General features: G+C 63.2%; 13 protein-coding genes and 1 pseudogene. 7 read left to right on the top strand and 7 right to left on the bottom strand.

The features are described 5' to 3' along the window. Positions 1–129 precede the first annotated feature (129 nt). Positions 130–2,718, top strand: coding sequence for an MMPL family transporter (locus tag LRP30_RS12860; protein ID WP_249760545.1), 2,589 nt, complete (start codon positions 130–132; stop codon positions 2,716–2,718). Here the strand turns inward: LRP30_RS12860 and LRP30_RS12865 are convergent. Continuing rightward, complete coding sequence (locus LRP30_RS12865) at positions 2,686–3,312, bottom strand: DUF2147 domain-containing protein (protein ID WP_249760546.1); 627 nt, start codon at positions 3,310–3,312, stop codon at positions 2,686–2,688. The genes LRP30_RS12860 and LRP30_RS12865 overlap by 33 nt on opposite strands. 140 nt (positions 3,313–3,452) lie before the next feature. Between LRP30_RS12865 and hpnO the strand changes: the two genes are divergently transcribed. Beyond that, positions 3,453–4,844: an aminobacteriohopanetriol synthase HpnO gene (hpnO, locus tag LRP30_RS12870; protein ID WP_128935004.1), complete on the top strand. Its 1,392-nt coding sequence runs from the start codon at positions 3,453–3,455 to the stop codon at positions 4,842–4,844. A 155-nt stretch (positions 4,845–4,999) separates the two neighbouring features. Here hpnO and LRP30_RS12875 read toward each other — a convergent pair whose 3' ends face one another. The 4 genes from LRP30_RS12875 to LRP30_RS12890 all read right to left on the bottom strand — a co-directional run bounded on the left by LRP30_RS12875 (position 5,000) and on the right by LRP30_RS12890 (position 7,719). Beyond that, positions 5,000–5,764: an anti-sigma factor gene (locus LRP30_RS12875; RefSeq protein ID WP_249760547.1), complete on the bottom strand. Its 765-nt coding sequence runs from the start codon at positions 5,762–5,764 to the stop codon at positions 5,000–5,002. Continuing rightward, the gene (locus LRP30_RS12880) at positions 5,761–6,309 is read right to left on the bottom strand and encodes a sigma-70 family RNA polymerase sigma factor (RefSeq protein ID WP_249760548.1); all 549 of its coding nucleotides are present in this window, start codon (positions 6,307–6,309) and stop codon (positions 5,761–5,763) included. Before LRP30_RS12880 ends, LRP30_RS12875 begins: the two co-directional genes overlap by 4 nt. Before the next feature lie 115 nt (positions 6,310–6,424). Further along, on the bottom strand, positions 6,425–6,760 hold the full coding sequence (locus LRP30_RS12885) for a cupredoxin family copper-binding protein (RefSeq protein WP_249760549.1): 336 nt from the start codon (positions 6,758–6,760) through the stop codon (positions 6,425–6,427). 14 nt (positions 6,761–6,774) lie between these two features. Beyond that, complete coding sequence (locus tag LRP30_RS12890; protein WP_128935001.1) at positions 6,775–7,719, bottom strand: metallophosphoesterase; 945 nt, start codon at positions 7,717–7,719, stop codon at positions 6,775–6,777. Between the two features lie 378 nt (positions 7,720–8,097). Between LRP30_RS12890 and LRP30_RS12895 the strand changes: the two genes are divergently transcribed. From LRP30_RS12895 to LRP30_RS12910, 4 genes are all read left to right on the top strand, one after another. Then, positions 8,098–8,481, top strand: coding sequence for a hypothetical protein (locus tag LRP30_RS12895; RefSeq protein WP_128935000.1), 384 nt, complete (start codon positions 8,098–8,100; stop codon positions 8,479–8,481). A 189-nt stretch (positions 8,482–8,670) separates the two neighbouring features. After that, positions 8,671–9,843, top strand: a complete 1,173-nt coding sequence (locus tag LRP30_RS12900) for an efflux RND transporter periplasmic adaptor subunit (RefSeq protein ID WP_128944823.1) — start codon at positions 8,671–8,673, stop codon at positions 9,841–9,843. Further along, positions 9,840–10,559 (top strand): ABC transporter ATP-binding protein, encoded by a 720-nt coding sequence (locus LRP30_RS12905; RefSeq protein WP_249760550.1) that lies wholly within the window; start codon positions 9,840–9,842, stop codon positions 10,557–10,559. The genes LRP30_RS12900 and LRP30_RS12905 overlap by 4 nt, the downstream gene beginning before the upstream one ends. After that, positions 10,559–11,791, top strand: coding sequence for an ABC transporter permease (locus tag LRP30_RS12910; protein WP_249760551.1), 1,233 nt, complete (start codon positions 10,559–10,561; stop codon positions 11,789–11,791). Before LRP30_RS12905 ends, LRP30_RS12910 begins: the two co-directional genes overlap by 1 nt. Before the next feature lie 35 nt (positions 11,792–11,826). On the opposite strand, the pseudogene LRP30_RS45240 reads toward LRP30_RS12910, so the two are convergent. Further along, a pseudogene (locus LRP30_RS45240) lies at positions 11,827–11,901 on the bottom strand (hypothetical protein); the annotation flags it as partial. Positions 11,902–12,024: 123 nt separating this feature from the next. Between LRP30_RS45240 and LRP30_RS12915 the strand changes: the two are divergent. Further along, entirely contained in the window at positions 12,025–12,501 is a 477-nt protein-coding gene (locus LRP30_RS12915; RefSeq protein ID WP_249760552.1) for an L-2-amino-thiazoline-4-carboxylic acid hydrolase, read from the top strand. A 2-nt stretch (positions 12,502–12,503) separates the two neighbouring features. Here the strand turns inward: LRP30_RS12915 and LRP30_RS12920 are convergent, their stop codons facing one another. Further along, the gene (locus LRP30_RS12920; protein WP_249760553.1) at positions 12,504–13,391 is read right to left on the bottom strand and encodes an alpha/beta hydrolase; all 888 of its coding nucleotides are present in this window, start codon (positions 13,389–13,391) and stop codon (positions 12,504–12,506) included. Positions 13,392–13,395 lie beyond the last annotated feature (4 nt).

Here is a 13,395-nt window from a genome sequence, read left to right on the forward strand (position 1 = left end):
GCGGGTCCTCCGCCGTTTACCTCGAACCTTGTCGCGGCGAGAACCACTCAAACAGCAATAGGTTTCGCCCGGGAACTCCGATAAACAGCGGGCGTTTCCGGCAAGCTGTTAACCGCAGAAAGAAAAGAAGTGCTGCAAAGCGTCGTTGTTGCCATCGTCAGGGCCTGTACCCGGTTTGCCTCCCTCGTCGTCATTTTCGGGCTCCTGCTGTCGGTGGGAGCGGGCTATTACGCTGCGCGCCACTTCGCCATCAACACCGACATCAATTCGCTGATTGCCCAGAATCTGGACTGGCGCCAGCGCGACCAGCAGTTCGACCGCGCCTTCGACCGCGACGCGACCATCACGGCGGTCGTCGAGGCCAAGACGCCCGAGATGGCGAGCGCGGCAGCGGATGCGCTCTTTGCCAAGCTCAAGGACGACAAGACCAACTTCCAATCGATGCAGCAGCTCGGCAGCGGCGAGTTCTTCGAGAAGAATGGCCTGCTGTTCCTGCCGACCGAGGAGGTCGGCAAGATCACCGGTCAGTTCGAATCGGCCGCGCCCTTGATCGAGATCATGGCGGGCGACCCCTCGATCCGCGGCCTGACCGGCGCGCTCGAGACCGGACTTGCCGGCGTCAAGCGCGGCCAGGTCAAGCTCGACAACACGGAGCGGCCCTTCAACCTGATCGCGCAGACGGTCGAGACCGTGCTCAACAAGGGCAATGCCAGCTTCTCCTGGCGCGAGCTCGTCAGCGACGAGCCGTTGAAGGATTCGGACAAGCGCGCGTTCATCGAGTTCAAGCCGATCCTCGACTACAACGCGCTGGAGCCGGGCAAGGGCGCCACCGACGCGATCCGCAAGGCCGCAGCGGATCTGGATTTCCCGACCAAATACCAGGCGCGGGTGCGGCTGACCGGCCCGGTCCCGATCGCCAACGAGGAATACGCGACCGTCCAGGAAGGCGCCGTCGTCAACGGCATCGGCACGGTTCTCGTCGTGCTGCTGATCCTGTGGCTGGCGCTGCATTCGGCGAAGATCATCTTCGCGGTCTTCATCAATCTCTTCGTGGGCCTCGCGATCACGACCGCGGCCGGTCTGATGATGGTCGGCTCGCTCAATTTGCTGTCGATCGCGTTTGCGGTGCTGTTCGTCGGCCTCGGCGTCGATTTTGGCATCCAGTACAGCGTCCGCTACCGCTCCGAGCGCTACAAGTACGACGATCTCTCGGGCGCGCTGGTGCTGGCGGCCAAACGCTCGGCGGTGCCGCTGTCGCTCGCGGCGATGGCAACGGCCGCGGGCTTCCTCTGCTTCATGCCGACCGACTACAAGGGCATCTCCGAGCTCGGCCAGATCGCCGGCGTCGGCATGCTGGTCGCGTTCCTCTCGTCGATCACCGTGCTGCCGGCGCTGTTGAAGCTGTTGAACCCGCCCGGCGAGCCGGAGCCCGTCGGTTACGCCTTCCTGGCGCCGCTCGATCACTTCCTCGAAAAGCACCGCGTGCTGATCGTCGGCGGCACGCTGCTGCTGGCGCTCGGCGGCCTGCCGCTGCTCTACTTCATGAAGTTCGACTTCAACCCGATGAACCTGCGCAATCCGCATGCCGAATCGATCGCGACCTTCCTCGACCTGCGCAAGGATCCCAACACGGGCGCCAATGCCATCAACGTGATGACGACGTCGGAAGAGCAGGCAAAGCAGGTCGAGGCGAAGCTGGAGAAGGTGCCCGAGGTATTGCGGGTGATGTCACTCGACAGCTTCGTGCCGCAGGATCAGCCGCCGAAGCTGAAGCTGCTCGCGCAGGGCGCCAAGGTCTTGAATCCCGCGCTCAATCCCGACCAGATCGACGCGGCGCCGTCGGACCAGGAAAACGTCGAAGCGCTGAAATCCTCGGTCGACAATCTGCGCCGGACCGCGGGCGATGCGAAGGGACCGGGTGCGCTCGCCTCGCGCCGGCTGGCCGATGCGCTCGAGAAGCTCGCTAATTCCGACGAGGCCACGCGCAACAAGGCGCAGGACGTGTTCGTCACACCGATGAAGATCGTGTTCGGCCAGCTCAGAAACGCGCTGCAGGCCGAGCCGGTGACCCTGAAGTCACTGCCGCCGGATCTCGTCAGCGCCTGGAAGAGCAAGGACGGCGTCATCCGCGTCGAGGCGCTGCCCAAGGGCGATCCCAACGACAACGACACGCTGCGCAAGTTTGCCGCGGCCGTGCTCGCGGCCGAGCCGACCGCGATCGGCGGGCCGGTCTCGATCCTGAAATCCGGCGACACCGTGGTGAAGGCGTTCATCCACGCCGGCGTCTATGCACTGCTGGTGATCGGCCTGCTCTTGTGGATCACGTTGCGGCGGTTCGTCGACGTGCTGATGACGCTGGTGCCGCTTCTGGTTGCCGGCGCGGTGACACTCGAGATCTGCGTGTTGGTCGGCCTGCCGCTCAACTTCGCCAACATCGTCGCATTCCCGCTGCTGCTCGGCGTCGGCGTGGCCTTCAAGATCTATTATGTCGTGGCGTGGCGCTCGGGCAGGACGAATCTGCTGCAGACCAGCCTGACGCGTGCGATCTTTTTCAGCGCGCTGACGACGGCGACTGCGTTCGGCAGCCTGTGGCTGTCCAGCCATCCCGGCACGTCCAGCATGGGCAAGCTGCTCGCACTGTCGCTGGTAACGACGCTTGCCGCCGTGCTGCTGTTCCAGCCGGCCCTAATGGGCAAACCCCGCAATCTCAGGGAGTAGGCAGATGTCGCCGACTGGGTCGGCGGCGCCCTTCTGACCGGGCTTGACCGCGCCGGCGGCCTTCGGGGCTGCCGGGGCAGCTGCTGTGGCGCCCGTCGTGCCCTGGGCTTTCGGTGCCGCGCCGGTGGACTTCGGCGCGCCCTTGGCCATGGCGTTGGCGGGGCTCAAGGGGATCGGCGGACCAACCCGGGTCCAGGTCTCGCCCCCGCAGAGAAAGCCCATCACGCAGCCCTTGATTTCGAGCTGGTCAGTCCCGGCCGGCGTGATGGTCGCGCTGTAGAGCTGGCCGTCCTTGGCGTTGTAGACCTGTCCTTCCCACTGATCGACGCCGGGCTTCTTCTTCATGTCGATCAGGGTCGGCATGCCCAGCGTCGGCCTGTTCTTTTTTGACACATCCGGGTTATTCTCGTCGCGGCCTCCGGGCTGCTTTTCCCAGGAGACGGCACCCCACATGCTGCCACTGCATTGGGCGACACGGATGTTGGCGACGCCGTCGGCGACCCGCCAGTCGCCGGTCGGGTCTGTGGCGAGCGCGGGGGTCAGACAGGTGTAACCGCCAGCCAGTATTATTCCGGTGTAAAGGGCTAAACGCATGATAGTTCCTTGGCAGTGCAACATGGTTTAAAGCTGTGCTTGCGAAGATGGTCCGAAAAAGGGCAAAAGGCCGCACAGACCGTTTCAATAGCGGTCCGTTTTCAGTTGACTAGACGGCCCTCAACCGAAGTATGTAGCGGATGCACAGTCCAAATCCAGACATGTCTGAGCTCTTCGCGGACCGTCAGGCCCAGCGCAGCGCCCTGCATAATCGGTATCTGAACGAGCAGTTCGTTCGGGTTCTCAAGACCATCGGCTACGATGTCGGCTTCCAGAAGGGGCAGGGGCAGTACCTCTACGACCGCGAGGGCGCGCGCTATCTCGACCTGTTGTCCGGATTCGGCGTGTTTGCGATCGGGCGCAATCATCCGGTCATGCGCGAGGCGCTCAAGAGCGTGCTCGATGCCGACCTGCCGAACCTCGTCCAGTTCGACGTCTCGACGCTCGCCGGCGTGCTCGCCGAGCGCCTTCTGAAATACGTCCCCTATCTCGACAAGGCGTTCTTCGCCAATTCCGGCGCTGAATGCGTCGAGGCAGCGATCAAATTCGCACGCGGCGCGACCGGCCGTCCCGGCATCGTCTATTGCGCCCACGGCTATCACGGCCTGACCTATGGCGCGTTGTCGCTCACGGGCGACTCGAACTTCCGTACCGGTTTCGAGCCGTTGCTGCCAGGCTGCACCCCGATCCCGTTCAACGACCTGGCTGCGCTCGAAAAGGCGCTGGCCTCACGCGAGGTCGCGGCCTTCGTCGTCGAGCCGATCCAGGGCAAGGGCGTCAACATGCCCACTGACGAGTTCCTGCCCGGCGCGGCCGCGCTCTGCAAGAAATACGGCACGCTGTTCGTCGCCGACGAGATCCAGACCGGCATGGGCCGCACCGGCCGCTTCCTTGCGGTCGAGCACTGGAACGTCGAGCCCGACATAGTGCTGCTGTCGAAGTCGCTGTCCGGCGGCCACGTGCCTGTCGGCGCGGTGCTGACGCGCAAGAGCATCTTCGACAAGATCTTCAATCAGATGGACCGTGCGGTGGTGCACGGCTCCACCTTCTCCAAGAACGACCTCGCGATGGCGGCGGGCATCGCCACGCTCGACGTCATGGAGTCCGAGAAGCTGATTGAGGCCGCGGCCAAGCGCGGCGCCGAGCTGCGCCTGGCGCTGACGCGCATGGTGCCCGGCTACGAGCTGTTGAAGGAAGTCCGCGGCAAGGGTCTGATGATCGGCATCGAGTTCGGCCCGCCGAAATCGCTGCGTCTGCGCGCCTCTTGGAACGTGCTGGAGACCGCGAACAAGGGCCTGTTCTGTCAGCTCATCACCGTGCCGCTGTTCAAGGATCACAAGATCCTGACGCAGGTCGCCGGCCACGGCAGTCACACCATCAAGCTGCTGCCGCCGCTCACCATCACCGAGGAAGACTGCAGCTGGATCGAGCGCGCTTTCGACGACGTCATCGCCGGCAGCCACAAGGTCCCCGGTGCGATCTGGTCGCTGGGCAAGACCCTGGTCGACAACGCGGTGAGACGGTCGGCCTGATTTTTGGCCGAGCCATCTCGGCATTCGTCATTGCGAGCGAAGCGAAGCAATCCAGACTATCTCGGCGGAGGCAGTCTGGATTGCTTCGTCGCTTCAGCGCAAAATTGCTGCGCAATTTTGCCGCGAGCTCCTCGCAATGACGGTGCGGGGTGAATCTACCCCTCCACATTCGCCCTCATCGCCGCCTCGAACTTGTCGACGAACTCGGCGAGCTCGTCGGCGGCGATATCGCTGACGGCCCAGAAATTCAGGCCGCGATTGCCCCAGCGGCGGCAGTTGAAGCCTTGCATGGTCTCGGTCTTCGGCGCGCGATATTCCACGTTCGATGTCTGCGATACGAACAGGTTGATGACGTGCTGCCGGCGCCGGTAGACGACCGCGCCGATGGCGCGCGCGTCGATGTAGTCGAGCCGGCCGCCGACCAGCGTAAAACCCTGCGCGGTGAGATCGATCACGGGCGGGGCGACGTCGAGCTTGCCGTTGAACCACGGCTTGACCGTGTGCTGGTCGGTCGAGACCACGTCGGTGAGGTGGCCGGCCTGCAGCGAGCGCAGATGCGCGGAGACGACCTCCGACAGGATGCGCTGCTGATCATCCTGGCGCAGTACCAATGCGACGACGCCGGAGGCGGCGAGCGCGGAGACGGCCGAGCCCATGGCAAAGCCGCGCAGCAAGGAGCGGCGAGTCGGTTGGTGCTGTGCTTGCGGCAGTGACGCCTCGATCCGAGCGCGGAGGCTCGCGGGCGCGGTGTAGCGCAAATCGGTGTCGGCGAGCACGCGCTGCATTTCGCGCTGCGCGGCGAGCTCGGCGGCGCAGGCCGGGCAGCTGACGATATGCGCTTCGACCTCGCGCGCATGGCCGGCATCGAGCTCATTGTCGAGCAGCGCGTGAAGCAGGATTCTTGCTTCGTCGCAGATCATCTTGCTTGCTCCTCTTCCGCCGTCCAGGCCGCCCGCAGCATGGCGCGCGCGCGGGCGAGACGGGACATCACGGTGCCGATGGGTGCACCGACCGTCTCGGCGATTTCACGATAGGACAGATTGTTGATCTCCCGCAGCACGAAGGTCTCCTTGAACGGTTCGGCGAGCGTGTCGATCAGCTTGCGGATCGCGCCGGCATCGTGGCTGCGCAGCACTTCGGTTTCCGGGCTTGCCTCGCTCTCCTGCCAGATCGGCGTCTGCTCCGCGGCGCCGGGTGTATCCTCGATCGCGCTGGGCCTGTGCGCCCGCCGCGCATATTCTGCGTTGCAGACGTTGCGCAGGATCGCGAACAGCCAGGGTTTCATCGCCGGCCCGCGATAACTGTCAAAGTGCTTCAGCGCACGCAGATAGCACTCCTGCACCGCATCTTCGGCGTCGGAGGCATCACGCAGGAGGTACCGCGCGAGGGTATAGACGTCGTCGAGATAGGGCAGCGCCGCTTCGCGGAAGCGCTGCGCCTTCTGCATATCGTCGGTGGCGGGCATCGCTCCTCGCTTTGCCTCTTGCTTTGCTGCTTCTTCTGCCGCGATCGAAGACGTCCGAGCCCGGCCGGCGTGGGACCACCGGCCGGGCAAGACGTTGATGTCTCGGCTCGAGATGTTACTCAACCTTGATCATCCCCGTCATGTGCGGATGCAACGAACAAAAATATTTGTAATCGCCCGCATTGGTGAAGGTGAACGAGAACTTGTCGTCGGTGTCCAGGGTCTTGGACCTGAACTTGCCGGCCGACACGATGGTGTGCGGAATGTCGTCCCGGTTGGTCCAGGTCACCGTGGTGCCGACCTTGATCTTGAGCTCGGCCGGCTGGAAGACGAAATTGTCGATATGTACCTCCATGTCGTCGGCGCGGGCAGTTGTGGCGGGCAGCAGGATGGCCGCGGCCAAAGCGAGACCGAAGTCGACTCCAAAGTCGCGGCGGTTAAGTGTCTTCATGATCAGCCTTTCTCTCAGCCCTGGAGCGGCGTATCGATGATGGCGAGGCGCTGCTCGTTCTGCTTGAAGTTGATGCTGGCAACGCCGAGCATGGACCGGAGTCTAGCGTCCTCGACCTTCATCGGCCCGGGCGAGGGAGCGGCCCCCGGCGCCGGCTGCGGGAAGGCGGTCGAGCGCGCGGTGTGGAAGGTGACGTTGCCCTCGACCTTCTGCATCACCTGATGGATGTGCCCGTTGAGCACGGTGACCGAACCAAAACCCTTGACGTATTCCAGTGCGCGGCCGCCATCCTCGGTGCCCCAGCCCCATTGCGGGTAGACGGTCCAAAGCGGGATATGGGCGAACAGCACGATCGGCGTCGATTTCGACTTGCCGCGCAGATCGTCTTCGAGCCAGGCGAGCTGCTCGGCGCCGAGATTGCCGAGGCCGCCGGCCTTGAGGTCGACGACGTTGACGAGGCCGATGAAGTGCACGCCGCCGGCATCAAATGAGTACCAGCCGTGCCCCTTGGTGCCGCGACCATAGCGTTCGCGATAGAGCTTAACCTCCTCGTCGATGAAGTCGTGCTCACCCGGCACGTAGTGCACGTCGAGCTTGGTCTGCGAGATGATGCGTTCGGCGTTATCGAACTCGGTGACCTTCGACAAATGGGTGATGTCGCCGGTATGGATCATGAAGGACGGCTTGATCGGCATCGCATTGATCTTGCCCACGGCTTCCTCCAGCGTGCCGAGCGCGTTGGGATTGGCCGGCTTGTCGAAGCCGACATGGCTGTCGCTGATCTGGAGGAAGGTCATGCCGGGCGCAGCCGCGGTCGCAGCTTGCGCAGAATCGATGATGCCCAGCGAGCGCGGCACGCCGCCGGTGATGGTCCAGAGCACCCCGGTGCCGGCCCAGGTCATGCATTCCAGCACCTTGCGGCGGTTGACGCCGTCTTCGCCATGGTCGTGTCCGCTCATCGCGCATCTCCTCTGGCCCGAAATTGGGCTTGCCGGGAGGTGATCGGGAGAGGGGCGGGTTTATTCCCGGGCTCCAGATGAAATGGATCGGGACCGGCTAATCAACTTTCCGAGAACCGGTTTACCCCGAAACAGGTGGTCTCCGCACCGCGGGACGCCAATGGTGGCGCAGCTGAGCAACCATCTCGCGCTGTGGAAGCCGTTGCCAGGCCGTCGTTTCTTGGTGCTTGTGCAACGATCAGGATGCAGCGTTCAGCCGCAGCAATCATCCGCGAATCGACGAGACTGACTTCGGTGTCAGAAACTAACTCGCTCGAAGGTGAGCTCGCATCGCAAGAATAGGAACAGCTGGAGATCAACTGAATTCAAGGTTCGCCAATGACGCAGGCTGCCGAGTTTGACGCCTTGGCGAACGCAACTGAAGAGGAGTTGATGATGATGAGAACACTAGCGATCCTTGCGGCAGGCGCATCACTGCTTGCAGTCTCTTGCCCGAGCTATGCAGCAGACCATCTGTTCACCGCCGTGGCTGCGGGCGGACTGTCGAATACCCCCGGCCAAGAAAGCCAACCATTCCTGAATGGACTCAACAATCCGGGTCGACCGGGTGACGAAGTCCCAGGTCAAGGCAGCGTATTTCAGGGCGAGGACCATACCGTCCCGGCAACGGATACGACGACCGGGGTGAAGATGCTTAAAACGCCTCCGCCAGCGCAGAGCGGGACGAAGACTGTGCCGACGGGCAGCCCTTCGGTGCCCTAATCCAGCCACTGCGATCGCTTCGGGGCGGGCCAGAAGCGGCGCGTTCAGTCTCAGCTCTTCTGGTCTGATCACGCCGCCTGCGGCATCGTCAACGAGGGGGCAACGTTCAGCGTGGAGCGCCGCAAGAGCTAATGCGGCGAAATTATCATTCGCACGGATAATCAATTGACATCGCCCCGAAGCCTTCTGATGCGCGCAGCATTGGGGGGCTGCGTGGTTGCCGCTGCCTATCCGTTGTGGGCTCCGGACAGCTCGCTCACAGCTGCCGGCGGCGACCATGATGATCTGCGCTATGTTAGCATTGCCCGCGACAACGTCATTCAGAACGTCACCGCTGCCGGAACGCTCGAAGCCGTTGATACCGTCGAGGTCAGCTCGCAGCTTTCGGGGCAGGTCGCCAAGCTGATGGCCGACCACAATTCCATCGTTCGGGCCGGCGAGCCCCTTGCTGCACTCGACAGCGCCACTTTCGAAGTCTTGGTCAAGGAAGCAGAAGCCTCGCTCACCGTCGCGCTCGCACAACACGAGGAGGCCAAGGCAGCCGTCGATGGCGCGCAGGCGCACTACGATGACGCGTTGCGCGATCTTCAGGTCAAGAGCTCACTCAGCAAGAACGGCAGTGTTTCCCAACGCGACGCCGAGCGAGCGCAGATGACGGCTCGCTCGCTCGGCGCTGAATTGTCCGCGGCGCAGGCGCGCGTGCAGGTACGCGCGGCCGGTGTGATGGTTGCGCGTGCCTCCCTCGAACGCGCTCGACTTGATCTCGAACGAAGCACCGTCAAGTCGCCGATCGATGGAATAGTCATCCGGCGCAGCGTCGAGCTTGGCCAGACAGTGGCTGCAAGCCTCCAGGCGCCGACCCTCTTCACCATCGCGCGGGATCTGTCGGACATGCGCGTCAGTGCGTCCGTCAGCGAGGCCGACATTGGCGCAGTCCGAACCGGCCAGCGTGCGCTGTTCAGTGTCGATTCCTATCCGGGACGGACCTTCGAGGGCCGCGTACTCGAGATCCGGAAGGCAGCACGGATGGTACAAAACGTGGTGACCTACACCGTGATGATTTCGGCGCCCAATCCAGAAGATCTGCTGCTTCCCGGGATGACGGCTGATGTTCGCATCGTAGTTCAAGAGCAACACGATGTGATGGTTGTTCCCAATGCCGCACTCAGCTTTCGCCCGGTGCGGGACGGCGCAACCGATCGCGGCCCCGGACAGGGAGTGATCTGGATCCGCACGAAGTCCGGCCATCTGGACCCAGCCTCGGTCTCATTGGGCGCCACCAGCGACTCTCTGACCCAGATCCTGTCGGAGGACGTCCAAATCGGTCAGCGGGTCGCCATCGGTTATCGTAGCAAGCCATGAGATCGCTCGTCGTCCTGGAACATATCCACAAGCGGCACCGGCTCGGCAGCCAAAGCGTTCACGCGCTGTCGGACATAACCATGCAAATCGATCCGGGAGAGTTCGTTGCGGTCGTGGGCCCGTCCGGATCAGGAAAATCCACCTTGCTTTCGATCATAGGCTGCCTCGATCGACCCTCCTCCGGAGGCTACTTTCTTCACGGTCAGGATGTACTTGCGCAGTCAAGGCGGCGGTTGAGCGAACTGCGAAACCGGCGCTTCGGCTTTGTGTTTCAGAACTTCAATCTGTTGCCACGCCTGACCGCACTCGAGAATGTAGGGTTGCCCTTGTTCTATCGGCGTGACGGGCTGCGCAATCCGATCGCAAGGGCACGCCTTGCGCTCGAGCGGGTCGGTCTCGGCAGCAGGATGCAGCATATGCCTGGCCAGCTCTCGGGCGGTGAGCAGCAGCGTGTCGCCGTCGCGCGTGCGATCGTCAACGAACCCGACCTTCTCTTGGCCGACGAGCCGACCGGGGCACTCGATACGAGCACACGCGATGCCATCCTCTCGATACTTGCCGAACTCCGGCGTGGCGGCCTCACGGTCATGCTTGTAACCCACGACGCCGAAGTCGCGGGGCGCGCGCAGCGCACGATCAGGCTCCGGGACGGCGCAATCGTCGGCGACTCGATATCTCTCGGCACCTCCTCAACTTCGACCATCGCGGAGGTTTGATGCGATCGCTCGGCTACGTCTATCTGGCGTTTCAGTCGATACGTGCGCACATATTGCGCTCTGTTCTCGCGATAACGGGCATTGTCATCGGCATTGCCGCCGTGCTGATCGTGGTCGCCGTGGCGGAAGGGGCGCGTGCCGAGATTTCGAGACAGATCAATTCGCTTGGATCGAATCTATTGCTGGTGCAGCCCGGTGCGCAAAACGCGCAAGGCGTGCGACAGCAGGCGGGCACCGTCCTGTCGCTGACGACAACCGATGCGCTCGCGGTTGCTCGCGAGGTATCCGACGTTGTCATTGCGGCGCCATTCGTGGGCGGACAAAAGACGGTCATCGCGAGAGACTTGAATTGGTCAACCCTTGTTGCCGGCGTGACCCCGGAGTTTTTTGAAGCCCGTGGGTGGCGAATAGGGGAGGGGCAGCTGTTCAATCAGGATCAGGTTGCATCAGTCGCAAAGATTGCGGTGATCGGAGGTACGGTCGCGCGCGAACTGTTCCGCGATAGCGATCCGATCGGCCGCTTCATCCGTATCGACCGCACTTCATATGTCGTGATCGGGGTGCTTGCCGAGAAGGGGCAGGACTTCACCGGCCGCGACCAGGACGACGTCGTCTTCATTCCCCTGACGTCCGCAAGAATCTTCGCCACCGGACGGAGTCAAGCCAATCCGGATGCCGTGCATACGATTCTGGTGAAGACCGATTCCACCCAGTCAATGACGGCGGTGGGAGGTGCGATTGCCCGCGTCCTGCGACAGCGTCACAAGATCATGGGACACAAGGACGACGATTTCCGGATTCAGAACCTCATCCAGATCGCCCAGACGCGCGATCGGACCTATCGCCAGTTCACGTTGCTGGTGTCCGCGCTTGCGGGAATCTCGCTCCTGGTCGGCGGCATCGGCGTGATGAACATCATGCTCGTATCGGTGACCGAACGGTTCAATGAGATCGGCATTCGCCTTGCGTTTGGCGCCCGGCCACAAGATATTCGGAAACAATTTCTGATGGAAGCGGTGCTCCTATGCACCATCGGCGGCCTGTCGGGTCTCGTTATCGGCTACGCCTGCACGCGCGTTGTGCCCTCCGCGTTGGGCTGGCCCGTCGAGTTCAACGCAGGGATGGCGCTGGTCGCCGTCGCCTGCTCCAGTCTCATCGGCATTATCTTCGGTCTTCTGCCGGCCGAGCGGGCTGCGCGCTTGGATCCGGCGGCGTTACTAAGGTCCGGTTAGAAGGACGAACTCCTCGAACAGCTGCACCGGCTCGCTTCAAGACTCTCGACCTGCTGGCTGACGGCTCCGGGCGTGACGCAGAGCTCGTCGGATGCCCGCTTGAAACTCAGGTGACGGAAACACCAATTTTCATGGCATAGAAAATCTCAGTCAACACGTCAGAAGATCTGGTTTGATCCGGGGATGGCGGCGTGAAACAAGCTCCCACCGAACCATGAAACAGGTGAGCGACAATGGTTGATGCGAGCGAAGTTGTTATCAGTCACCTGCAGCGCCGGAAGATCGAAGGGCGCGTGCTGATCCCGTTCATTCAGGTATTGCGTGACCGGTTTGGTCAAAGCGCAATGCGCGAAGTCGTTGACGAAACGATCCGCAGGCTCGCCGCCGAGGACGGCGCGAGATGGGCAGCAACCTACGGCAAGACGACTGCGTCGCTGCGAACCGTGGCACAGGAGCTCTGGGCGGGCGGCGGCAGCATGGACGTCGAGGTGGTCTCGGAGTCCGACGATCACCTCGATTTCAACGTTACGCGCTGCCAATACGCCGCGTTCTACAAGGAGCTGGGTCTCGCTGATCTCGGCATTCGCGTCCACTGCAATCGTGATCATGCCATGCTGGCCGGCTTCAACGACGAACTCGAACTGTCCCGAAGCCAGACGATCATGGAGGGCGGAGCCTGCTGCGATTTCAGGTTTCGCAAGCGGTCGTAGCGCTAGGCCGAAAATTCCCGCACAGCCCGCACCACGACGGCCGGCGCTTCCTGCGCAACGCAATGGCCGATGCCGGCGAAGGCCTGCGTGCTGACGCGCGGAATGAGTGACACGGCGCGCAAGGCCATCTCCTTGTAGATCGCACCCGAGGCCGCGGCGGTCGTCACGCGCACTGGGCATTCGATCTCGATGAGCCGCGCGAAGGGGTTTCCGCGGGCGTCGCCGGTGTAGATCTGGTCCATTGCCTCGAAGATCGGCCGCAGGATCGCTGACTCGATCTCTGGCGTGCAGCAGAGCCGCACCCGGCCATTCTCCAGAGGCGCGAAGCCGTGCTTCACATAGGCCCAAAGCGACGTCTCGGTCCAATCCGCGAACGCCGGCGCGGCGCGGTAGCGCTTGAAGACCGCCTCAAAACTGTCGAACTCGGCCTGGCGCCGCAGCACGCCTTGCACGCCGGCGGTGGCCCATTCGCTCAATCCCGCCGACGCATCGCGTGCCTTGCGCGGATCCATCACGGTCGGCTCCATCACGAACAGGCGCGTGAAACGGCCGGGCCGAAGTTTCGCTGCGAGCAATAAATCCGTCGCACCCGCGCTGTGGCCGATGCCGTAGATGTCGAGCAGCTCCAGCGCATCGATCACCCGGCAGACGTCGTCGGCGTAATCGAGGAAGTGATATGCGCCGGGCTTGTGGCTGGCGCCGTGGCCGCGGCGGTCGAGCGCATAGACGGTGTAGGTCGATGCAAGCTCGCGCGCGACCTCGTCCCAGACGTCGGCGACGAAACCGGTGCCGTGCAGAAGAAGAGCGGGCGGTTTGCCGCGCTCGCCCCACTGCAGCATGGCGATCTCGGAGCCGGCCGGGCCGATCGAAAAGCGGTGCGGATCGATCATAGTG

The sequence above is a fragment of the Bradyrhizobium sp. C-145 genome (assembly GCF_023375135.1).
In the GTDB taxonomy this organism is placed as follows: domain Bacteria; phylum Pseudomonadota; class Alphaproteobacteria; order Rhizobiales; family Xanthobacteraceae; genus Bradyrhizobium; species Bradyrhizobium zhanjiangense.